The organism is Mycobacterium sp. DHQP2018-32-09 (assembly GCF_058148405.1).
On sequence record NZ_JBYVYK010000009.1, the window covers coordinates 50,244 to 72,074 of the forward strand.

General features: G+C 70.4%; 18 protein-coding genes. 8 read left to right on the forward strand and 10 right to left on the reverse strand.

Annotated features, from left to right (window positions below):
* Positions 1–2: 2 nt before the first annotated feature.
* Positions 3–1,526 (reverse strand): CYTH and CHAD domain-containing protein, encoded by a 1,524-nt coding sequence (locus AC30CM_RS06675; protein ID WP_490116050.1) that lies wholly within the window; start codon positions 1,524–1,526, stop codon positions 3–5.
* A gap of 219 nt (positions 1,527–1,745) precedes the next feature.
* Between AC30CM_RS06675 and AC30CM_RS06680 the strand changes: the two genes are divergently transcribed.
* Positions 1,746–2,525 (forward strand): enoyl-CoA hydratase/isomerase family protein, encoded by a 780-nt coding sequence (locus tag AC30CM_RS06680; RefSeq protein ID WP_490116051.1) that lies wholly within the window; start codon positions 1,746–1,748, stop codon positions 2,523–2,525.
* 7 nt (positions 2,526–2,532) lie between these two features.
* Here AC30CM_RS06680 and panB read toward each other — a convergent pair whose 3' ends face one another.
* On the reverse strand, positions 2,533–3,384 hold the full coding sequence (gene panB, locus AC30CM_RS06685; protein ID WP_490116052.1) for a 3-methyl-2-oxobutanoate hydroxymethyltransferase: 852 nt from the start codon (positions 3,382–3,384) through the stop codon (positions 2,533–2,535).
* 154 nt (positions 3,385–3,538) lie between these two features.
* Here panB and AC30CM_RS06690 point away from each other — a divergent pair, with 154 nt between their 5' ends.
* The 6 genes from AC30CM_RS06690 (at position 3,539) to AC30CM_RS06715 (ending at position 13,446) form a co-directional block, all read left to right on the forward strand.
* Positions 3,539–4,948, forward strand: a complete 1,410-nt coding sequence (locus AC30CM_RS06690; RefSeq protein ID WP_490116053.1) for a WS/DGAT/MGAT family O-acyltransferase — start codon at positions 3,539–3,541, stop codon at positions 4,946–4,948.
* A 45-nt stretch (positions 4,949–4,993) separates the two neighbouring features.
* A complete protein-coding gene (locus AC30CM_RS06695) occupies positions 4,994–6,505 on the forward strand; it encodes an alpha/beta hydrolase (RefSeq protein WP_490116054.1) in 1,512 nt (503 codons plus the stop codon).
* Between the two features lie 102 nt (positions 6,506–6,607).
* Positions 6,608–8,134, forward strand: a complete 1,527-nt coding sequence (locus AC30CM_RS06700; RefSeq protein ID WP_490116055.1) for an alpha/beta hydrolase — start codon at positions 6,608–6,610, stop codon at positions 8,132–8,134.
* A 92-nt stretch (positions 8,135–8,226) separates the two neighbouring features.
* Positions 8,227–9,564 carry a glutamine synthetase family protein gene (locus tag AC30CM_RS06705; RefSeq protein ID WP_490116056.1) on the forward strand — a complete coding sequence of 446 codons (1,338 nt, stop codon included), beginning with the start codon at positions 8,227–8,229 and terminating at the stop codon, positions 9,562–9,564.
* Between the two features lie 38 nt (positions 9,565–9,602).
* Positions 9,603–12,581, forward strand: a complete 2,979-nt coding sequence (locus AC30CM_RS06710; RefSeq protein ID WP_490116057.1) for a bifunctional [glutamine synthetase] adenylyltransferase/[glutamine synthetase]-adenylyl-L-tyrosine phosphorylase — start codon at positions 9,603–9,605, stop codon at positions 12,579–12,581.
* Positions 12,582–12,585: 4 nt separating this feature from the next.
* A complete protein-coding gene (locus AC30CM_RS06715; protein ID WP_490116058.1) occupies positions 12,586–13,446 on the forward strand; it encodes a TIGR03619 family F420-dependent LLM class oxidoreductase in 861 nt (286 codons plus the stop codon).
* 8 nt (positions 13,447–13,454) lie between these two features.
* Here AC30CM_RS06715 and AC30CM_RS06720 read toward each other — a convergent pair whose 3' ends face one another.
* The 3 genes from AC30CM_RS06720 to glnA form a co-directional block, all read right to left on the reverse strand.
* A complete protein-coding gene (locus AC30CM_RS06720; protein WP_490116059.1) occupies positions 13,455–13,868 on the reverse strand; it encodes a DoxX family protein in 414 nt (137 codons plus the stop codon).
* A 142-nt stretch (positions 13,869–14,010) separates the two neighbouring features.
* A complete protein-coding gene (locus AC30CM_RS06725) occupies positions 14,011–14,322 on the reverse strand; it encodes a DUF3303 domain-containing protein (protein WP_490116060.1) in 312 nt (103 codons plus the stop codon).
* A 209-nt stretch (positions 14,323–14,531) separates the two neighbouring features.
* Positions 14,532–15,968, reverse strand: coding sequence for a type I glutamate--ammonia ligase (gene glnA / locus AC30CM_RS06730; protein WP_490116061.1), 1,437 nt, complete (start codon positions 15,966–15,968; stop codon positions 14,532–14,534).
* A gap of 136 nt (positions 15,969–16,104) precedes the next feature.
* Between glnA and AC30CM_RS06735 the strand changes: the two genes are divergently transcribed.
* Positions 16,105–16,578: an RDD family protein gene (locus AC30CM_RS06735; protein WP_490116062.1), complete on the forward strand. Its 474-nt coding sequence runs from the start codon at positions 16,105–16,107 to the stop codon at positions 16,576–16,578.
* 23 nt (positions 16,579–16,601) lie between these two features.
* Here the strand turns inward: AC30CM_RS06735 and AC30CM_RS06740 are convergent, their stop codons facing one another.
* From AC30CM_RS06740 to AC30CM_RS06760, 5 genes are read right to left on the reverse strand one after another with little or no spacing between them, the layout of a single operon-like run.
* A complete protein-coding gene (locus AC30CM_RS06740; RefSeq protein ID WP_490116063.1) occupies positions 16,602–18,425 on the reverse strand; it encodes an amidohydrolase in 1,824 nt (607 codons plus the stop codon).
* A 51-nt stretch (positions 18,426–18,476) separates the two neighbouring features.
* Positions 18,477–19,232, reverse strand: a complete 756-nt coding sequence (locus AC30CM_RS06745) for a DUF4191 domain-containing protein (protein WP_490116064.1) — start codon at positions 19,230–19,232, stop codon at positions 18,477–18,479.
* Between the two features lie 9 nt (positions 19,233–19,241).
* Positions 19,242–20,189: a lipoyl synthase gene (gene lipA, locus AC30CM_RS06750; protein ID WP_490116065.1), complete on the reverse strand. Its 948-nt coding sequence runs from the start codon at positions 20,187–20,189 to the stop codon at positions 19,242–19,244.
* The gene (gene lipB, locus AC30CM_RS06755) at positions 20,186–20,866 is read right to left on the reverse strand and encodes a lipoyl(octanoyl) transferase LipB (protein ID WP_490116066.1); all 681 of its coding nucleotides are present in this window, start codon (positions 20,864–20,866) and stop codon (positions 20,186–20,188) included. The genes lipA and lipB overlap by 4 nt, the downstream gene beginning before the upstream one ends.
* A 20-nt stretch (positions 20,867–20,886) precedes the next feature.
* On the reverse strand, positions 20,887–21,819 hold the full coding sequence (locus AC30CM_RS06760) for a TIGR01777 family oxidoreductase (protein ID WP_490116067.1): 933 nt from the start codon (positions 21,817–21,819) through the stop codon (positions 20,887–20,889).
* Positions 21,820–21,831 lie beyond the last annotated feature (12 nt).

Consider the following 21,831-nt stretch of genomic DNA (forward strand, 5'->3'; position numbering starts at 1 on the left):
CCTCAGGTGGCCTTCTTGACCGCCTTGCGCAGCTTCGCCAGCGCCTCGTCGAGGGCGGCCTCCGACGTGCGCGCCACCTCGTCCTCGGCGGCGAACAGCAGCCCGTAGGTGAACGTGTCCTCGCCGGCGGCGTGCGCGGCCGTGGCCTCGTGCAGCAGGTGGGTGCGGCTGACGACGCTGTCCTGGTGGTCGCCGAGCAGCGTCTGGATGGTCTTGGCGCCGTCGGCGACGGCGACCGCGCCCGTGGCCGCAGCCGTGTACCGAAGTCGCTTGGCGCGCTTGCGGATTCGGTGCAGCGCCTCGTCCTTCTCCGCCGCCGACAGGTCGGGAGAGTCCTTGGCCTCGCGCGCCTGCTCCTCGGCCTTGCGCACCTTGCGGTAGGCCGACGCGACGCTGGCCTGCTTCGGCGGCTCTCCGCCTGCCGTGGCGGCCGGTTCGGCGTACTTCAGCTCGTCGAGCGCATCCAGCAGCCGGAAGTAGCGCTCCGAGCGCATCGCCGTCAGCGAGCGCTTGTGGCCGGCCGCGTAGCGGCGCTTGGCGCCCTCGACCAGGCGCTCGCGCACCGGCCCGCGCACCAGGTGAGCGGGCAGGGCGTCGAGCGTGCGCTCGTACTTCTCCGCCAGCACCTCGGCGTCCCGGGCGACGCCGAGCACCCCGGCCAGCAGCTTCAACTCCTCGAGCACCCAGGCGTCGTCGGTGATGCCGAACGACTCCTCGGAACCCTGGACCAGGCTGCGGATCTTGCGGGTGATCACCCGCATCTGATGCACCGCGTCCCACGCGTCGGCGCGCACGGCCCGGTCCCACACCAGCAACTCGCCGATCTGCTCGGCCACCGCGCGGTGCACCGGATCGTCGGGCAGCGGCCGCTCCTCGGCCGGGGCGACCGCCAGCACCTTCGCCAGCTTCGACCCGTGCCCGGCCGGCCGGGCGCCGGCATCGTGCAGGCGGTTGGCCAACCGGTCCAGCACCGCGGCGTCGACGCCCTCGGCCAACTCCAGTTCCCACTCCCGCCACGTCTGCTCGTCGCCGCCGGTGGCCGCGGCGGTCACCTGGTCGTCGCAGAACTCGGCGACCTGGCTGCCGTCGTGGCCGTACAGCCGCTCGACCCGGCGCACCGTGTCGATGCGCGCGACCGGCCGCAACGGACGGTCGCGCACGATCGCCAGCACCACGTCGCGCAGTTCCTCGGGCACCTCCGCGGAGTCAGCCGCGCCGTCACCGGCCCCGTCGGGACCTTCGTTCAAGGGCAACCGCACCTCCGTGCGGGCGTCGGCGCCCGCAGGCAGCTTCAGATGCCATCCCGCGTCCTCGCCGCCGGTGCGCCTGCGCAACGTCACGCGCTGGTTGGCGAGGTCCTGACCGGGGGTGTCGAAGTACACGGCCTGAAGGTGCTGCGGCTCGGACTGCTCGACGCGCGCCACCGACGACAACCCCTCGAAGGAGGGGTGGACGGTGTCCTCGGTCACGGCGAACTTGCGTTCCACCTCGACGTGACGGGACGCCTTGCGCTTGTCGGCTGCCATCTTCACCTTCGGTCGGCGGGGGACCCCGCAGTGCTGAATCGGCGGGGGACCCCGCGGTGCTGAATCGGCGGGGGACCCCGCGGTGCTGAATTCGTGAACAGGGTGCCACACCAAGGTTAACGACTCGGACCGTCGCCGGCGGCCGCTTCGACGGGTCGCCGACCGGCGTCGCCGCGCAGACCCGCCGGCGGTCGTCGGGGCGTGCGCTACCTTTGCGCCATGCCGGAATTCGACGCGTTGACCTTCACCCGGACCGGACCCGTGGCGGCCATCGTCTTGAACCGGCCCCAGGCCGCGAACGGCATGAACGACGTGCTCACCCGCGAACTCGCGACGGCCGCGGCCCTGTGCGACACCGCCGCCACCAAGGTCGTCACCATCACCGGCGCGGGCCGCTTCTTCAGTGCGGGTGGCGACCTCAAGGCCATGGCCGCCGCCGACGACGCCGGTGCCTTCGTCAAGGGCATCGCCGACGACCTGCATCGCGCGCTGTCGACGTTCGCACGCATGGACGCCGTCGTGATCACCGGCGTCAACGGCGCCGCCGCGGGCGCCGGCCTGAGCGTGGCCGCCGCCGCCGACCTCGCGATCGCCGCCGAATCCGCGACCTTCACCTCGGCCTACACCAAGGCCGGGCTGAGCCCCGACGGCAGCTCCAGCTACCACCTCCCGCGGCTCATCGGCATCCGCCGCACCCAGCAGCTCATGCTGACCAACCGCACGCTGACGGCGGCCGAGGCCCTCGACTGGGGACTGGTCACCGAGGTGGTGCCCGACGCCGACCTGCCCGCACGGCTGGAGCAGTTGGCCCGGGAGATGGCCGCCACGTCCCGCACGTCCAACGCCGCGGTGAAGCGCCTGCTGCTCGACACCTACGGCAACGGGCTCGAAGCGCAGCTCGAACTCGAGGGCCGCCAGATCGCACGGTGCGCGCGCTCCGCCGACGGTCAGGAGGGCATCGCCGCGTTCCTCGGCAAGCGCGCCGCCAGTTTCGAGTGACCGTCCGTCAGTAGGAGTGCGCCTCGTCGGGGAACGTGCCGCTGGCCACCTCGGCCGCGTAAGCCGCTGCCGCACGGCGCAATTCGCCGCCCACGTCGGCGAAACGCTTGACGAACTTCGCGGTCTTGCCCGCCGTCATACCAGCCATGTCCTGCCACACCAGCACCTGGGCGTCGCAGTTGGGGCCCGCGCCGATGCCGACGGTCGGGATGGTGAGCTTGCCGGTGATCTGCGTGGCGAGTTCGGCGGGCACCATCTCCAGTACCACCGCGATGGCACCGGCCTCGGCGACGGCGATCGCGTCGTGGATGGTCTGCTCCGCGGCGTCACCGCGGCCCTGCACGCGGAATCCGCCGAGGGAGTTGACGCTCTGCGGCGTGAACCCGATGTGGGCCACCACCGGGATGCCCGCCTGCGTCAGCGTGGCGATCTGCTCGGCCACCCGCTCGCCGCCCTCGAGCTTGACCGCCGCCGCGCCGGTCTCCTTCATGATCCGCGTCGCCGACTGCAGCGCCTGCTGCGGGCCGGCCTCGTAGCTGCCGAACACCAGGTCCGCGACCACCAACGCGTGCGGCGCCCCCCGCACGACCCCGCGGATGAGCGGGATCATCTCGTCCAGGCTCACCGGCACCGTGGTGTCGTAGCCGTAGACGACGTTGGCGGCGGAATCGCCCACCAGCAGCACCGGGATCTCGGCGTCGTCGAAGATGCGGGCGGTGGAGAAGTCGTAGGCGGTGAGCATCGCCCACTTGTGCCCTTCGGACTTCCACTTCTGCAGGTGATGGGACCTGACCTTGGTCCGCGACGGGCGCTGGTCGGCGGTCTCGCGGGCAGCACCGTACAACGTTTGCTCAGACATCGTCGTCCTTCGTCGTGTCGTCGTCCTCGAGGCCCATGCCGGGTCCCCGGGTGTGGTGACCCACCAAGTGTGGCACCGCTCGCCCGCCAGGTGAACGGCCGGTGAAGTGGGTTTCCTCACACCGTGGTGCCTCGAGCGGCCTACCATCGGCGGCATGGCAGGTCTTCAGCGGCTCAGCGGCCTCGACGCGAGCTTCCTCTACCTCGAATCCGCCGCTCAGCCCCTCCACGTGTGCTCGGTCCTCGAGATCGACACCGCGACGATCCCGGGTGGCTACACGTTCGACCGGATGCGCGACGCCCTGGGGCTGCGCATCAAGGCCATGCCGGAGTTCCGGGAGAAGCTCGCCGACAACCGCCTCAACCTCGACCATCCGGTGTGGGTGGAAGACCGCGACTTCGACGTCGACCGCCATCTGCACCGCATCGGGTTGCCCTCCCCGGGCGGGCGGGCCGAGCTGGCCGAGATCTGCGGCCACATCGCCTCGTTGCCGTTGGACCGGTCTCGCCCGCTGTGGGAGATGTGGATCATCGAGAACGTCGCGGGCCCCGACGGCCGGTCGGCGCAAGACGGCGGGCGCCTCGCGGTGATGACCAAGGTGCACCACGCCGGTGTCGACGGCGTCACCGGTGCCAACCTCATGTCGCAGCTGTGCTCCACCGAACCCGATGCGCCGCCGCCGGATCCGGTCGAGGGCGCCCGCCAGGCATCCGACCTCGAGATCGCCGTCACGGGTGCGGTGCGCTTCGCCACCCGGCCGCTCAAGCTGGTCAACGTGCTGCCCGCGACGCTGAACACCGTCGTGGACACCGTCCGACGCGCGCGCCACGGCATGACCATGGCGGCGCCGTTCGCCGCGCCCAAGACCGCGTTCAACGCCAACGTCACCGGCCATCGCAACGTCGCGTTCGCCCAACTGGACCTCGAGGACGTCAAGACGGTCAAGAACCACTTCGGCGTCAAGGTCAACGACGTCGTGATGGCGTTGGTGGCCGGCGTGCTGCGGCGGTTCCTGCTCGACCGCGGCGAACTGCCCGACTCCGACCTGGTCGCCATGGTGCCGGTCTCGGTGCACGACAAGTCCGACCGGCCCGGCCGCAATCAGGTGTCGGGCATGTTCGCCGGGCTGGCCACCACGATCGCGGACCCCGCCGAGCGCATCAAGGTGATCGCCGAGGCCAATTCCGTTGCCAAGCAACACAGTTCGGCCATCGGGGCCACGCTGCTGCAGGACTGGACGCAGTTCGCCGCACCGGCGGTCTTCGGCGTCGCCATGCGGGTGTACGCAGCCAGCCGGCTGACCAGCGCCAAGCCGGTGCACAACCTGGTGCTCTCCAACGTGCCCGGCCCGCAGGTGCCGCTGTACTTCCTGGGCGCCGAGGTCAAGGCCATGTATCCGCTCGGACCCATCTTCCACGGATCCGGGCTCAACATCACGGTGATGTCGCTCAGCGGGGGACTGGACGTCGGCCTGATCTCCTGCCCCGAGCTGCTGCCCGACCTGTGGGACATGGCCGACGACTTCCAGGTGGAACTCGACGCCCTGTTGGCCGCCACGCGGTAACGCGCTGTGCAGCGACTATGCCGCCTCATGGCAGCATGGTCAGCCATGAACCTCAGGAGCGGGCTCCTCTCGGCAGCCATGGTGATGACGGTGGCGACGGGCTGCAGTCAGGTGGTCGACGGGCAGGCGAAGATCGGCGTGCCCGCTCCCGGTTCCCCCATCGATTGGGCCCAGTGCGAGAGCGGCGAGACCGGCGACGCCCAACTCCCCTCCGGGGCGGAATGCGGCATGCTGTCGGTGCCCGTCGACTACGACAAACCCGACGGCGACGTCGCCCAGATCGCGATGATCCGTTTCCCCGCAACGGGAGCCAAGATCGGATCGCTGTTCATCAACCCCGGCGGACCCGGTGAATCCGGCATCACCGCCGCTGCCTCGATGGTGAGCGGCCTGCCCGAAACGGTGCGGGAGCGCTTCGACCTCGTCGGCTTCGACCCGCGCGGAGTCGGCGATTCCACGCCCGCGGTGTGGTGCAACTCCGACGAGGACAACGACCGGCAGCGCGCCGACCCCCAGGTGGACTACTCGCCCGAGGGCGTCGAACACATCGAGTCCGAGACCAAGGACTTCGTGAACCGCTGCGTCGACAAGATGGGCAAGGAGTTCCTGGCCAACGTCGGAACCAAAAGCGTCGCAAAGGATCTCGACGCCATGCGCGTCGCGGTGGGGGACGACAAGCTGACCTACCTGGGCTACTCCTACGGCACGCGCATCGGCGCCGCCTACGCCGAGGAGTTTCCCGACAAGGTGCGCGCCATGATCCTCGACGGCGCCGTCGACCCCAACGCCGATCCGCTCGAAGCCGACATCCGGCAGGCCGCCGCCTTCCAGACGGCCTTCAACGACTACGCCGCCGACTGCGCCAAGAACCCCACCTGCCCGCTGGGCACCGACCCCGCCAAGGCCGTCGACGTCTACAAGTCCATCGTCGACCCGCTGGTCGACAAGCCCGCCAAGACCGCCGACCCCCGCGGGCTCAGCTACGGCGACGCCATCATCGGCACCATCCTGCCGCTGTACTCGCCCAACCTGTGGCGCCACCTCACCCAGGCGCTCACCGAACTGCGTGCCGGCCGCGGCGACACCATGCTGGCGCTGGCCGACCTCTACATGGGCCGCGATCCCGATGGCCACTACAACAACTCGACCGACGTGCGCGTCGCCGTCAACTGCGTCGACGAACCCGCCGTCAAGGACCGCGACCGCATCGTCGAACAGGACAAGAAGGCCCGCGAGGTCGCCCCGTTCATGAGCTACGGCGAGTTCACCGGACACGCCCCGCTGGGCACCTGCGCCTTCTGGCCCGTACCGCCGACCTCGGAACCGCACGAGATCTCGGTCAAGGGCCTGCCGCCCATCCTCGTCGTGTCCACCACCAACGACCCGGCCACGCCGTACCAGGCCGGCGTCGACCTGGCCAAGCAACTCGGCGGCACGCTGCTGACGTTCGAGGGCACCCAGCACACCGTGGTGTTCCAGGGTGACTCCTGCGTCGACGACATCGCCGCCACCTACCTCGTCGACGTGCGCGTGCCCCCGGCGGGCGCCCGCTGCTGACCCAGCCGGCGACCGCGGCACCGCCGGTCAGATCACCGTCGCGTCACCGAAGGGTCACCGCTTCGCACCCGGTGCGACGGCGAACCCCTTACGCGTGCAAGCATGTCTGCCATGTGGCGGGTGGGCAGGCTCATGACGGCACCGCTCGCCCTCCTGACGGCCGCGGGCATCCTCGGCGCACCCACTGCCGCCGCCGAGCCCGACGTCGCCGCCGTCACCCCGCCGGCGTGGGGTAGCTGCGCACCGGTGATCGGTGGCGCGGCCGCCGCCGTTCCCACCGCCCAGTGCAGCACCGTCACGGTCCCCGTCGACTGGGACGATCCCGCGAACCCGGCGACCGCGCAGCTCGCCGTGATCCGCGTGCCCGCCACCGGCAACCGCATCGGCGTGCTGATGGTCAACCCCGGCGGCCCGGGCGCGTCCGCCGTCGACACCGTCGCGGGCATGGCCGCCGGCCTCGCGGGCACGCCCATCACCGAACACTTCGACCTCGTCGGCTTCGACCCGCGAGGCGTCGGCCATTCGACGCCGCAGGTGCGCTGCCGCACCGACGCCCAATTCGACGCGTTCCGGCGCGAACCGATGGTCGACTACAGCCCCGCAGGCGTCGCCCGCATCGAAGCGCTCTACGCCGGCCTCGCCCAGGGCTGCGTCGACCACACCGGATTGCCGTTCCTGGCCAAGGTCGGCACGTCGTCGACGGCCAGGGACATGGACGCCGTGCGCGCCGCACTCGGCGAGGAGCAGATCAACTACCTCGGCTTCTCCTACGGCACCGAGTTGGGCGCGCGCTACGCCACCCGCTACCCGGATCGCGTGCGGGCCATGGTGCTCGACGGCGCCGTGGACCCGACGTCGGACCCCATCGCCGAGAACCTGCGGCAGGTCGCGGGATTCCAGACCGCCTTCGACGATTACGCCGCCGACTGCGCCCGCTACGCCGACTGCCCGCTGGGGCGAGATCCCGCCCAGTTCGTGGCGCGCTACCACCAGCTGATCGACCCGCTGGCGCTGGCGCCCGCCCGTACCAGCGACCCCCGCGGGCTGAGCTACTCCGACGCCATCACCGGCACCGTCAACGCGCTGTACTCCCGGCAGTACTGGAAGTACCTCACCAGCGGGCTGCTGGGCCTGGCGCGCGGCACCGATCCCGGGGACCTGCTGATGCTGGCCGACGACTACGACCAGCGCGACGCCTCCGGGCACTACTCCAACCAGCAGGACGCGTTCACCGCCATCCGATGCGTCGACGCGCCCTACCCGCGTGACCCCGCCGTCTGGGCCGAGGCCGACCGCCGGGCCCGCCTCGCCGCGCCGTTCATGTCCTACGGCCAGTACACCGGATACGCCCCGCGTGACGTCTGCGCCATGTGGCCGGTCGCGGCCACCTCGCAGCCCGAGGGCGTCGCCTCACCCGGTGCGGGCAAGGTCGTGGTGGTCTCGACGACCCACGACCCCGCGACGCCGTACCAGGCGGGCGTCGACCTGGCCGCACAACTCGGCGCCGCGCTCGTCACGTTCGAGGGCACGCAGCACACCGTGGTGTTCAACGGCAGCCCGTGCGTCGACCCCGCGGTGGTGAGCTTCCTCGTCGACGGCGTCCAGCCCGCGCCCGGACTGCGCTGCTGAACCCCGGCTGCTGAACCCCGGCTGCTGAACCCCGGCGACACGGGTAGCCCGCACGTAACACGGATTTAACAGCTGGTGCCTACGCTGCGCACATGGACCGGCAGAAGGAATTCGTACTTCGCACGCTGGAAGAACGTGACATCCGGTTCGTCCGGCTGTGGTTCACCGACGTGCTCGGCTACCTGAAGTCCGTCGCCATCGCGCCCGCCGAACTCGAGGGGGCCTTCGAAGAGGGCATCGGGTTCGACGGCTCGTCCATCGAGGGCTTCGCCCGCGTGTCGGAAGCCGACATGGTCGCCCGCCCCGACCCCTCCACCTTTCAGGTGCTGCCGTGGACCACCAGCGCCGGCAAGCACCACTCCGCCCGCATGTTCTGCGACATCACGATGCCCGACGGCTCGCCGTCGTGGGCCGACTCGCGCCACGTGCTGCGCCGCCAACTCGCCAAGGCCAGCGACCTCGGTTTCTCCTGCTACGTGCACCCCGAGATCGAGTTCTTCCTCCTCAAGCCCGGCGAGGACGGCGAGCCCCCCGTACCCGCGGACAACGGCGGCTACTTCGACCAGGCCGTGCACGACTCCGCACCCAACTTCCGCCGCCACGCCATCGACGCCTTGGAGCAGATGGGCATCTCGGTGGAGTTCAGCCACCACGAGGGCGCTCCCGGCCAGCAGGAGATCGACCTGCGCTACGCCGATGCGCTGTCGATGGCCGACAACGTGATGACGTTCCGCTACGTCGTCAAGGAGGTGGCCCTCGGCGAAGGCGTGCGGGCGTCGTTCATGCCGAAACCCTTTGCGCAGTACCCCGGTTCGGCCATGCACACCCACATGAGCCTGTTCGAGGGCGAGACCAACGCCTTCCACGACCCCGAGGATGCGCTGCAGCTGTCCGACGTCGGCAAGTCCTTCATCGCCGGCATCCTGGAACACGCCAGCGAGATCAGCGCGGTCACCAACCAGTGGGTGAACTCCTACAAGCGCCTGGTGCACGGCGGCGAGGCGCCCACGGCGGCGTCGTGGGGTGCGGCCAACCGCTCGGCGCTGGTCCGGGTGCCGATGTACACGCCGCGCAAGGCGTCGTCGCGGCGCGTCGAGGTGCGCAGCCCCGACTCCGCATGCAACCCGTACCTGGCCTTCGCGGTGCTGCTGGCCGCCGGGCTGCGCGGCGTCGAGAAGAACTACCAGCTGGGCCCCGAGGCCGAGGACAACGTGTGGACGCTGACGCCCGAGGAGCGTCGCGCCATGGGCTACAAGGAACTGCCCGGCAGCCTCGGGGTGGCACTGGAGGCCATGGAGAACTCCGAACTGGTCGCAGAAGCCTTGGGGGAGCACGTCTTCGACTTCTTCCTGCGCAACAAGCGCAAGGAGTGGGAGGACTACCGCAGCCACGTGACGCCGTTCGAACTCAACGCCTACCTGTCGCTGTAGCCGCCAGGCCCGGCAGGCGCGTGCGCTAACGTCGACGGGTGTCCAAACCCGCCACGCAGCGCCCGACGCTGCCCAGTGTCGGAAGGCTCGGCCTCGTCGCCTCCACGGCGCGCGACGACCTCGACCGGCTCGGCTGGAACACCGACGCACACATCGAGCTGCTCTGGTCGCTGTCCCGGGCGCCCGACGCCGACGAAGCCCTGCGCGCCATCGTCCGTCTCGCCGACGCGCTCGGCGACGACTGGCCCGAACTGGACCGCGCCCTGCTGACCGACAAGGCGCTGCGCGGCAGGCTTTTCGGTGTCCTGGGCTCGTCGCTCGCCCTCGGTGACCACCTGGCCGCCCACCCCCGCTCGTGGCGTCTGCTCGCCGGTGCCGTCACGCTGCCGACCGCGGCCGAGCTGCGCGAGGCGTTCCTGGCCGTCGCCGACGCCGACACGTCCCCGCGGATCGTGCACACCCTGCGCGTGCACTACCGCGACCGCCTGCTCGTGCTCGCCGCGCTCGACGTCGCACCGACCGTCGAGAACGAACCCGTGCTGGCCTTCCCCACCGTCGGGCGCCACCTCGCCGACCTCGCCGACGCCGCGCTGGCGGCCGCCCTGGCCGTGTCCACCCGCGCGGTCTGCGGCGCCGACACCCCGCCGGCACTGGCGGTCATCGCCATGGGCAAGTGCGGGGCCCGCGAGCTGAACTACGTCAGCGACGTCGACGTCATCTTCGTCGCCGACGACGCCGGCGAGACCGCCATGGCCCTCAACACCCGCATCGCCGGGGAGATGATGCGCCTCGCCGGTGAGGCCTTCTTCGAGGTGGACGCCGCCCTGCGGCCCGAGGGCAAGCGCGGGCAGCTGGTCCGCACCCTCGAGTCGCACGTCGCCTACTACGAGCGCTGGGCCAAGACGTGGGAGTTCCAGGCACTGCTCAAGGCCCGGCCCGCGGTCGGCGACGCCGAGCTGGGCGCCCGTTACGTCGCGGCCCTCATGCCGATGGTGTGGACCGCCTGCGAGCGCGAGGACTTCGTCGCCGACGTGCAGGCCATGCGGCGGCGTGTCGAGGAACTGGTGCCCGCCGGGGTGCGTTCCCGCGAGATCAAGCTGGGCACCGGGGGATTGCGCGACGTCGAGTTCGCCGTGCAGCTGCTGCAACTCGTGCACGGCCGCACCGACGAGTCGCTGCACGTCGCCTCCACCGTCGACGCACTCGCCGCCCTCGGCACGGGTGGATACGTCGGCCGCGACGACGCCGCCAACCTCACCGCGTCCTACGAATTCCTCCGACTCCTGGAACACCGCCTGCAACTGCAGCGCCTCAAGCGCACCCACATGCTGCCCGAGGCCGACGACGACGAGGCGATGCGCTGGCTCGCGCGCGCCGCGCACGTCCGGCCCGACGGGCAGCGCGATGCGCTCGGCGTGCTGCGCGAGGAACTCAAGCGCCAGAGCATGCGCGTGTCCCGGCTGCACGCCAAGCTGTTTTACCAACCGCTGCTGGAATCCGTCGGCGCCACCCCCGCGGCCCACCTGGCCGCCGCGGGCATGACGACCGCGGCCGCCGAACGTCAGCTCGCGGCCCTCGGCTACGAGGGTCCGCAGAGTGCACTCACGCACCTGGCGGCGCTGACCAGCGGTGGCGGCCGCCGCGCCACCGTGCAGCAGGTGCTCCTGCCGACGCTGCTCGACTGGCTGTCCGACACCCCCGACCCCGACGCCGGGCTGCTGGCCTACCGCAGGATCAGCGAGGAACTCGCCGACCAACGCTGGTATCTGGCCGCGCTGCGCGACGAGGGCGCCGTCGCCAAACGGCTCATGCACGTACTCGGCACGTCGGCGTACGTGCCCGATCTGCTCATGCGCTCACCCGAGGTGATCCAGCAGTACGCCGACGGACCGAACGGGGCCAAACTGCTCGAGGTCGACCCGGAGGCGTTCGGCCGCGCCCTCGTCGCCTCCGCCGGCCGCCACCCCGACCCGGTGCGGGCCATCGCCGCCGCCCGGACGCTGCGCCGCCGCGAGCTGGCCCGAATCGCCTCGGCGGATCTGCTGGGTCTGCTCGACGTCACCGACGTGTGCGCGGCGCTGACGTCGGTGTGGGTGGCAGTGCTGCAGGCCGCGCTCGAATCGGTGATCCGGGCCAACACCCCCGTCGGCGGAGCGCCCGCGACCATCGCGGTGATCGGCATGGGCCGCCTCGGCGGCCGCGAACTGGGCTATGGGTCGGACGCCGACGTGATGTTCGTGTGCGAACCGGTGGGCGGGGCCGACGAGTCCGTCGCGGTCAAGTGGTCGGTGAGCATCGCCGAACAGGTGCGTGCCCGGCTCGGGACGCCGAGCGCCGACCCGCCACTGGAGGTCGACGCCAACCTGCGACCCGAGGGCCGCAGCGGGCCGCTGGTGCGCACGCTGGCGTCGTATCAGGCGTACTACGCCCAGTGGTCGCAACCCTGGGAGGTGCAGGCGCTGCTGCGCGCACACTGCGTGGCGGGCGATGCCGATCTGGGCCAACGCTTCCTGCTGATGATCGACGCCATCCGGTACCCGCCCGACGGCGTCTCGACGAAGGCCGTACAGGAGATCCGGCGCATCAAGGCGCGTGTCGACGCCGAGCGGTTGCCGCGCGGCGCGGACCCCAACACGCACACCAAGCTGGGTCGCGGCGGGCTGGCCGACATCGAGTGGACGGTGCAGTTGCTGCAGCTGCGCCACGCCCACCGGTTGCCGTCGCTGCACAACACGTCGACCCTGGAGACGCTCGACGCCATCGGGGCCGCCGAACTGGTCGCCGAGGGGGACGTCGACCTGCTGCGTCAGGCGTGGCTGACGGCCACCAAGGCGCGCAATGCGCTGGTCCTGGTGAAGGGCAAGCCCACCGATCAGCTGCCGGGCCCGGGTCGGCTGCTCAACGCCGTCGCCGTCGCCGCCGGCTGGCCCGAGGGCGACGGCGGCGCGTTCCTGGACAACTACCTGCGGGTGACCCGCCGCGCCAAGACCGTGGTGCGCAAGGTGTTCGGAGAGTAGCCGCATGCAGTTCTACGTCAGCACCGCGTTCCTGAACATCGACGAGGTGGTCGAGGTCGCCAGGGCCGCAGACGATCTCGGGTACGACGGGATGGGCATCCCCGACCACGTCGTGAACCTCGAGACGCTGGCCACGCCCTACCCGTACACCAAGGACGGCTCTCGGCGGTGGGAGGCGTTCACGCATTGGCCCGATCCGTGGGTGACCATCGGGGCCATCGCGCTGGTGACGCAGCGGCTGCGCTTCGTGACCACGGTGTACCTGCCGGCGATGCGGGACCCGTACTCGGCGGCGAAGGCCATCGGCACGGCAGCCTGCCTGGCGCAGGGCCGGCTGGAACTCGGCGTCGGCGTCGGTTGGTGCGAAGAGGAATTCACCCTGATGGGGCAGCCGTTCGCCCGCCGGGGCAGGCGCACCGACGAGATGCTGCGGCTGATGCAGGCCCTGTGGCAGCCGGGATGGACCGAGTTCGACGGCGAGTTCTACCGCACACCGCGGCTGGAGATGGAGCCGACGCCGCCGCCCATCCCGATCTACGTGGGCGGGCTGTCGGACGTCGCGCTGCGCCGCGCGGCCCGCCACGACGGCTGGATCGGCGACCTCATCGACACCGAGCGTGCCCTCGCCGCCGTGGATCGCATTCGGCAGGTGCGGGCCGAGAACGGGCTGGGGATGCGCGATTTCACGGTGCTGACGCCGCTGACCGACGCGTTCACCCCAGAGCACTACGCGCGGGCCGAAGACGCGGGCGTCACGGGCATCATCACCATGCCGTGGATGTTCTACGCCGGGCCACAGGCCACGCTGGCCGAGAAGATCGACGGCATGCGGCGCTTCCGGGCCGACCTGGGGCTGGACGGTTGAACCGTCTGCTAGGCCCTGCCGCGCACGGCGTCCAGCGCGTACGCGCCGCCCCCGGTGAACACCAGCGCCAGGAACGCGAAGCAGAACAGCACGGCGGCCTCGCCGCCGTTCTCGATGGGCCAGAAGGCCTTCGGCATGTGCGCGGTGAAGTAGGCGAACGCCATCTCGCCGGCGCCGACGAAGGCCGCCGCGCGGGTGGCCAGGCCGACGATGAGCAGCACGCCCACCACCAGCTCGATGATCCCGGCCCACCAGTAGGGCCACGTGCCGACGGGGACCGGTCCGCCGCCCCCGGATGCCGAGGGCCAGGCCATCAACTTCTGGGTGGCGTGCATCGTGAACAGCAGGCCCAGCACGACGCGGAACACGCTGATCATCGCGGGGGAGAAGGCGGTCAGCTTGGTGTCCAGAGAGGTCTTCACGTGCAGCACCCTACTATTCGGACTTGAGTCCGGATAGTCGAGTGCCCACGGGCCCGTCGATTCAGGCCGTTCTCCCGGATTCGGCGACACCCCGGCGGTGGACGTCGTGGACGTCGAGCCCCGCCGCCGGGGTGCGCTCGACTCAACCGATCGACTCGCGGAACTGCACGCCGCGCTGAGCAGCCGCCATCCAGTCGGCCACGTCGACCACCGGATGCAACGCGAACTCGTTGAGCGGGCCGAACTCCAACGCGCCCTCGAGGAGCGCGGCGGCATCGTCGGTCTCGACGACGGCGAACCCGCCGCCGCCGTCGACGCGGCCGAGGAAGTGGTGGAACGTGGTGCCCGCCGGCTGCTCCCACTTGGAGAACAGCGCGACACCGCGCTTGACGGCCTCCTCGTTCTCCCGCTCCGACCCGTTGAGCCTGGTCGTCCAGGACATTACGTACTTCATCTGATCGCTCCCGTCGTCGCTTGTCGGATGCGAACGAGGGTGCGCGCGTCACCGCCGGAACGCGCCACATTGGACGACGCCGCGTCGGCCTCCTTTCCGGTGAAACGGTTAGGTGCCCGAAGAGCTCCTTGCCGAGGCCCGCGCCGACACCGCCGCGACGACGCAAAATGCCCCGTCCGCGGGGGACGGGGCATTCGCGACGACCGGGGTTACACGTCGTAGTAGAGCGAGAACTCGTACGGGTGAGGACGGATCTGGATCGGCATGATCTCGTTCTCCCGCTTGTAGGAGATCCAGGTCTCGATCAGGTCCTCGGTGAACACGCCGCCCTCGGTGAGGTAGTCGTGATCCTGCTCGAGCTTGTCGATGACCGCGGACAGCGAGGTCGGCGCCTGCGGGATCGCGGCGGCCTCGTCCGGCGGCAACTCGTAGAGGTCCTTGTCGACCGGCGTCAGCGGCTCGATCTTCTTCTTGATGCCGTCGATGCCCGCCATGAGCATCGCCGCGAACGCGAGGTACGGGTTGCCCGAGCTGTCGGGGCAGCGGAACTCGAGGCGCTTGGCCTTCGGGTTGTTGCCCGTGATCGGGATGCGGACGCACGCGGAGCGGTTGCGCTGGCTGTACACCAGGTTGATCGGCGCCTCGTAGCCCGGCACCAGGCGCTTGTAGGAGTTCACCGTCGGGTTGGTGAACGCCAGCAGCGACGGCGCGTGGTGCAGGATGCCGCCGATGTAGTGGCGCGCGATGTCCGACAGCCCGGCGTAGCCCGACTCGTCGTGGAACAGCGGCTTGCCGTCCTTCCACAGCGACTGGTGGGCGTGCATGCCGGAGCCGTTGTCACCGAACAGCGGCTTGGGCATGAAGGTGACGGTCTTGCCGTTCTGCCACGCCGTGTTCTTGATGATGTACTTGAACAGCAGCACGTCGTCGGCGGCGGCCAGCAGCGTGTCGAACTTGTAGTTGATCTCGGCCTGACCGGCGGTGCCCACCTCGTGGTGGCCCCGCTCGAGCACGAACCCGGCGTTGGTCAGGTTGGTGGCCATCTGGTCGCGCAGGTCCACGTAGTGGTCGTACGGCGCCACGGGGAAGTAGCCGCCCTTGGGGCGCACCTTGTAGCCGCGGTTGGGGGAGCCGTCGGCCTCGAAGGGCTCGCCGCTGTTCCACCAGCCGGACTCCGAATCCACCTCGTAGAAGGTGCCGTTCATCTTCGAGTCGAAGCTCACGGAGTCGAAGATGTAGAACTCCGCCTCGGCGCCGAAGTACGCCGTGTCGGCGATGCCGGTGCTGACCAGGTAGTTCTCGGCCTTGCGGGCCACGTTGCGCGGGTCGCGCGAGTACGCCTCGCGCGTGAACGGGTCGTGCACGAAGAAGCTCAGGTTGAGCGTCTTGGCGGCCCGGAACGGGTCGATGCGCGCGGTGTTGGGGTCGGGCAGCAGCATCATGTCCGACTCGTGAATGGACTGGAAGCCGCGCACCGACGAACCGTCGAACGCGAGACCGTCCTCGAAGACGCTCTCGTCGAACGCCGAAGCCGGGATCGAGAAGTGCTGGACGACACCAGGGAGATCGCAGAACCGAATGTCGACGTACTCGACTTGTTCGTCCTTGATCAGCTTGAAGATGTCGTCGGCCGTCTTGTCTGCCACTGAGTGTTCTCCTTGTCGGTCGTACCCGCCGACTGACGCTATGGACACCATGTTGCGCGGCAGTCAACCGAATGTTGCGCCGACGTTACGCAATGCGGCCGGCCGGTGCTGGGCGGCACGACACTATCCTGGCCGTATGGCGCGCACCTCCGGTTCCGGTCTCGGCTCGTGGCTGTCGGGTCCCGGCAACTCGGACGCCGGCGCGTATCCCGGCGAGAGGCTCGGGCTGCCCGAGGACGGGCCGGGCTCGATCGCCCGCTTCGGACGGCGCCTGGCCGCGCTGATCGTGGACTGGGTGCTGGCCCTGGGGTTGGCGGCGTTGCTCATCACCCTGCTCGGCGCCGACGTCGCGGTGCAAACGGGACAGTTGGTGGTCTGGTTCGTGCTCGGCGTGGCCTCGGTGCGGCTCTTCGGTTTCACACCCGGACAGGCCGTCCTAGGACTGCGGGTGGTCACCGTCGACGCCGCGGGCGTCGGGGGCGGCGTCGGCCTCGGACGGCTGCTGCTGCGCGGACTGCTGATCGTGCTGGTGATCCCGGCGCTGTTCACCGACGCCGACCATCGCGGCCTACACGACCTGGCCTCCAAGACCGCCGTGATCAGGCGCTGACCTCCAGGCCTCGGTCAGTACGCTCAGGCCTTGTGGCGGATGCGGCCGTCCATCATCGTCATCACCACCCTGGCCGTGTGGATCTCGTGCGGGTCGACCGCGAACACGTCCTTGTCCAGCACGATCAGGTCCGCGAGCTTGCCCACCTCGATCGAGCCCACCTTGTCCTCCAACCGGATCTGGTGCGCCGCGCCCAACGTGTTGGCGCGCACCGCCTCGGCCACCGTCAGCCGCTGATCGGCGGGCGCCAGCACCGGGGCAGCGGGGTTGCCGATCAGCTGGCGCGTCACGCCGATCTGGATCGAGTCCAGCGGCCTGTACGTCGAGAAGTAGCCGGCCGCGGGCCAGTCGGTCCCCAGCGAGACCCGACCACCGGTGCGCAGCACGTCCTGGATCCGGTAGAACTCGTCCTTGCGTGGCGCCCCGTAGCGGGCCGCCATGTTCACCACGGTGTCCGGATCCGCCGAGAACCAGTTCGCCGAGAACTCCGCACCCACGCCCAGCGCGCCGAAGCGCGCGCTGTCGGGATCCTGCACGTACACCAGATGCGCGATGGTGTTGCGCCGATCCCGCGGCGGGTTCTTCGCCACGGCGGCCTCCAGCGCGTCGAGCGCCACGCGGGCGGTGCGCTCGCCGCACGCATGCACGTGCATGTCGATGCCCGCGGCGTCGATCTGGTCCACCAGCTGATGCCACTGCTGCTCGGTGAACGGCGACCCGCCGATCGAGTCCGGTTTGTCGGCATACGGCTCGATGAGCCACGCCGTGTACCCGCCCTGAGTGCCGTCGCCGACGATCTTGATCATGCCGACCTGGACCAGATCGGTGGCGACCCGCGAGCGCGCTTCGGTGAACTTCGCGACGGCGTCGTCGAACGGCGGTGACTTGACGCTGTAGGACGCCACCACCCGGAACGGCAGCGCGTCGTTGCGTTCCACGGCGGCGTACAGCCCGATGATGTCGGCCTGGTCGCCGCCCACCGGCGGCACGCCGGCGTCGAACACCGCCGTGATGCCCGCCTCGGAGGCCTTGGGCAGCCACTCCTCGAGCATGCGCTGCATGCCCGCGGCATCGATCGGGTCGATGGCGTTGACCAGGCTCAGTACCGCGTTGATCTCGAGCACGTAGCCCGTGGGGTCACCGTTGGCGTCGCGGGCGTAGTAGCTGAACCCGGGAACGGGGTCGGGGGTGCCGCGCGACACGCCGGCCGCCTCGAGGGCGGCGGTGTTGGCCCACATGCTGTGGGCGTCGATCGCGAAGAAGAACCCCGGCCGATCCGGCAACACCGCGTCGAGTTCCTGGCGCGTCGGCCCCTCGGGGCCGAACATGTCCACGCGCCAACCGAATCCGCGCACCGGGCCCTCGGGATGGGCCTTCGCGTAGGCCGCGATGGCCGCCAACGCGTCCTGCCTGGTGGGCACCTGCAGGTCCACGCCGTGGCTGAGGAAGGCGCCGAGGAACGGGTGGATGTGACCCTCGACGAAGCCCGGCAGCAGCAGCCGGCCCGCCAGGTCCACCACGCGGGTGTGCGGCCCGACGCGCGCCATCACGGTCGCCTCGTCGCCGACGGCGGTGATGGCGTTGCCCGTGACCGCGACGGCCTCGACCCACTCCGCCGGGCCTGCCACGGTGTGGATGCGGCCGTTGTGGAACACGACGTCGGCGTCGCCGGCGTCGTTCCCGCTCTCGGCGCCGTTGCCTGCCGGGCCCGAGGCGGGTCCTGCCGAACACGCCGCGACGGCCGTCGCGGCGATCATCACCGTCGCGGCGGTGCGCAGCACCCTACGGCGGGGGGTCTGCGCGCCGAACGCGGCGAAGTGCGGGGCCCAGTCACATGCGGTGCACACCGCGATATTGTCGCCGACGAAAATTAACTCGGCAAGGCTGCCGCGCGTCGACTACTTGCGGCGCACCGTGCGCTGCACGCCCCGCATCTTGGCGTTCCCCGGCAACGGACCCTTCGGCATCGCCGCCGGCCCCACGCGCGAACCCAACGCCGCCAACCGCGACTCGAGCGAATCCATCTGCTTCGCCGTGATGTTGGCGGGCAGCTTGTTCAGATGCCGCTCCAGCTTGGCCAGCGGCACCTCGCCCTCGCCGTTGCCCACCACGAAGTCGTAGATCGGCGTATCGCCGATCAACCGCGCCGTGCGCTTCTTCTCCTGCGCCAGCAGCGGCTTGACCCGGGACGCGGCACCCTCGCCGACGAAGATCACCCCGGGCCTGCCGATCACGCGGTGCACGGCGTCGAAGTGCCCCGTCGCCGCCACACCAGGGGTGACGCGCCACTTGCCGCGCAGGTTGTCCAACGCCCACGCCGCCGCGCCCGTCTGACCCTCGGCCTTGCGGTACACCGACTTCTGCGCGCGCCTACCGAAGATGATGAACGCCACCAGGGCGCCCAGCACGATGCCCAGCGGAATCAACGTCACCATGGTGAACGTGCTGCCACTGAGCACGCCCGTGACGACCGCGGCCGCCACGATGAGGACGAACGCCCCGATCATGTACGGCAGGAGGCGCGAATCCTCCTTGCGCTGAATCTGGAACGCCTGCCACAGCTGACCGCGCCGTTGCTTCGACGCCGCCTTGCGCTGTGCCTTCGCCTCGGCCTTGGCGGCCTTCACCTCGGCGGGGTTGCGTTTCTTCGCCATTTGTCCAGTTTACGGTGCGACCGCGGCGCCATCGGCAGCGCGCGCCCGCATCACTTCCTGATACAGCCGGCCCGCGCGATACGACGACCGGACCAGCGGACCGGAGAGCACGCCGGGGAACCCGATGCCCTTGGCGTAGTCGGCGTGCTCGACGAACTCCTCGGGCTTGACCCACCGCTCGACCGGATGGTGACGGGCCGACGGCCGCAGGTACTGCGTGATGGTGATGATGTCGCAGCCCGCAGCCAGCAGGTCGTCCAACGCGGTGCGGACCTCCTCGGGGGTCTCGCCCATGCCGAGGATCAGGTTGCTCTTGGTCACCAGACCGAATTCGCGGGCCGCGGTGATCACGTCGAGGCTGCGCTGGTAACGGAACGCCGGACGGATCCGCTTGAAGATGCGCGGCACCGTCTCCACGTTGTGCGCCAACACCTCGGGACGGGACTGGAAGACCTCGTCGAGTTGTTCGGGGACGGCGTTGAAGTCGGGGATCAACAACTCCACACCGGTGTTCGGGTTCAACGCCTTGATCTGACGCACCGTCTCGGCGTACAGCCACGCCCCGCCGTCGGGCAGGTCGTCGCGCGCCACACCGGTGACCGTCGAGTACCGCAGGCCCATGGCCTGCACGCTCTCGGCGACGCGGCGCGGCTCGTCGCGGTCCAGTTCGGCGGGCTTGCCGGTGTCGATCTGGCAGAAGTCACACCGCCGGGTGCACTGCTCGCCGCCGATGAGGAACGTGGCCTCACGATCTTCCCAACACTCGTAGATGTTCGGGCAGCCCGCCTCCTCGCACACCGTGTGCAGGCCCTCGCGGCGCACCAGCGCCTTGAGTTCGGTGTATTCGGGGCCGGTCCTCAGCGTCGTCTTGATCCACGGCGGCTTGCGCTCGATGGGCGTCTCGGCGTTGCGGACCTCCAGGCGCAGCAGCTTGCGGCCGTTCGGGTCGACACTCACGACGTCAATGCTACCGACGGAGTGCCGTCGAGTGCTCCCGCCACCGCCGCCGCCACCAGCTCGGTGACCTCGCTCACCGTCACGTCGCGCCCCAACTCCCGCGACAACGACGTCACGCCGGCGTCGGCGATGCCGCACGGCACGATGTTGCCGTACGCGCCCAGATCGCAATCGCAGTTCAGTGCGAACCCGTGCAGCGTCGTCGCGCGGGCCACCCGGATGCCGATGGCCGCGACCTTGCGCTCCGGCAGACCCGCTGTGCGACTCGCGGGCACCCACACCCCCGAACGGCCCTCGACCCGCGTGGTGGCCACGCCCAGCGTCGCGCACACCGCCATCAACGCATCCTCGAGACGCCGCACGAACTTGACGACGTCCAAGGGCTCGGCCAACCCGACGATGGGGTAGCCGACGAGCTGGCCGGGGCCGTGCCAGGTGATCTTGCCGCCCCGGTCGGTGTCCACGACGGGCGTGCCGTCGGCCGGACGCTCGTGGGGTTCGGTACGCCTGCCCGCCGTGTAGGTCGGCGGGTGCTCCAACAGCAGCAGTGTGTCCGGACCGCCCGCCGCCCGGGCGGCCGCCACCTCGCGCTGCAACTCCCACGCCTCGCGGTAGTCGACGACACCCAGTCGCCGCACGGCCACCGGCGTGCCCGCCGAGCGCACCGAATCCGTCATCGTGGTCACGCTACTCGCACTCAGCCGTCGTCCCCGCGGGCCGTGGCGCGCGCCGTCGCATATGCCAGTGCCTCGCCGATGGTCTCGTGGTGGAACTCGAACCCGGACCGCTCGAGGACCGCGGGGATGACGCGCTGACCGCCCAGCACGCCCTCGTCGGCGAACTCGCCCAGCACCGCCCGCAAGGCGAAGCCGGGCACCGCAAGGGGAGTGGGCCGATTCACCGCGCGGCCCATCGCCGCCGTGAACTCCGCGTTGGTCACCGGCGCCGGACCCGTCATGTTGACCGGGCCCGCCACGTCCTCGCGGGAGATGGCGAACAGCAGGGCCCGCACCTCGTCCTCGAGGCTGATCCACGGCATGTACTGCCGCCCGCCGCCGAGGCGGGCGCCCAGCCCGAGCGCGAACAACGGGCGCAGCCGGCTCAGCAGGCCGCCCGACGGGGACAGCACCAGCCCGGTGCGCGCCAGCACCACCCGCGCGCCCGCCGCCGTGGCGACCGCCGTCGCGGCCTCCCAGTCGACGCACAACGTCGCCAGGAACCCGTCGCCCGGCGGTGCGGTCTCGTCGGTGATCCGGTTGCGCGTGTCGCCGTAGAACCCGACGGCGCTGGCGTTGACCAACACCGGCACACCCGCCTCGGCCACCGCATGCGCCAACACCTCGGTGGGGCCGATGCGGCTGTCGCGCAAGCTCTGCTTGAACGCGCCCGACCAGCGCTTGGCGCCGACGTTGACCCCGCACAGGTTGACCACGGCGTCGGCGTCCCGCAGGGCGTCGGCGTCGAAGTCGCCGGTGTCGGGGTTCCAGAACACGTCGTCGGCGTTCGTCGGGGCACGTCGCACGATGCGCAGGACCCGGTGGTCGGCCGCGCGCAGCGCGGTGACCAGGGCCGAGCCGATCAGGCCCGAGGATCCTGCGATCGCGATGACGGAACCGGGCGTGGTGGCCACGTCGCGCACACG

Bases quoted from the DNA above. Each gene is read 5' to 3' on its own strand.
- AC30CM_RS06675 (WP_490116050.1), bottom strand. From the start codon at position 1,526: ATGGCAGCCGACAAGCGCAAGGCGTCCCGTCACGTCGAGGTGGAACGC.
- AC30CM_RS06680 (WP_490116051.1), top strand. From the start codon at position 1,746: ATGCCGGAATTCGACGCGTTGACCTTCACCCGGACCGGACCCGTGGCG.
- panB (WP_490116052.1), bottom strand. From the start codon at position 3,384: ATGTCTGAGCAAACGTTGTACGGTGCTGCCCGCGAGACCGCCGACCAG.
- AC30CM_RS06690 (WP_490116053.1), top strand. From the start codon at position 3,539: ATGGCAGGTCTTCAGCGGCTCAGCGGCCTCGACGCGAGCTTCCTCTAC.
- AC30CM_RS06695 (WP_490116054.1), top strand. From the start codon at position 4,994: ATGAACCTCAGGAGCGGGCTCCTCTCGGCAGCCATGGTGATGACGGTG.
- AC30CM_RS06700 (WP_490116055.1), top strand. From the start codon at position 6,608: ATGTCTGCCATGTGGCGGGTGGGCAGGCTCATGACGGCACCGCTCGCC.
- AC30CM_RS06705 (WP_490116056.1), top strand. From the start codon at position 8,227: ATGGACCGGCAGAAGGAATTCGTACTTCGCACGCTGGAAGAACGTGAC.
- AC30CM_RS06715 (WP_490116058.1), top strand. From the start codon at position 12,586: ATGCAGTTCTACGTCAGCACCGCGTTCCTGAACATCGACGAGGTGGTC.
- AC30CM_RS06725 (WP_490116060.1), bottom strand. From the start codon at position 14,322: ATGAAGTACGTAATGTCCTGGACGACCAGGCTCAACGGGTCGGAGCGG.
- AC30CM_RS06735 (WP_490116062.1), top strand. From the start codon at position 16,105: ATGGCGCGCACCTCCGGTTCCGGTCTCGGCTCGTGGCTGTCGGGTCCC.
- AC30CM_RS06745 (WP_490116064.1), bottom strand. From the start codon at position 19,232: ATGGCGAAGAAACGCAACCCCGCCGAGGTGAAGGCCGCCAAGGCCGAG.
- lipB (WP_490116066.1), bottom strand. From the start codon at position 20,866: ATGACGGATTCGGTGCGCTCGGCGGGCACGCCGGTGGCCGTGCGGCGA.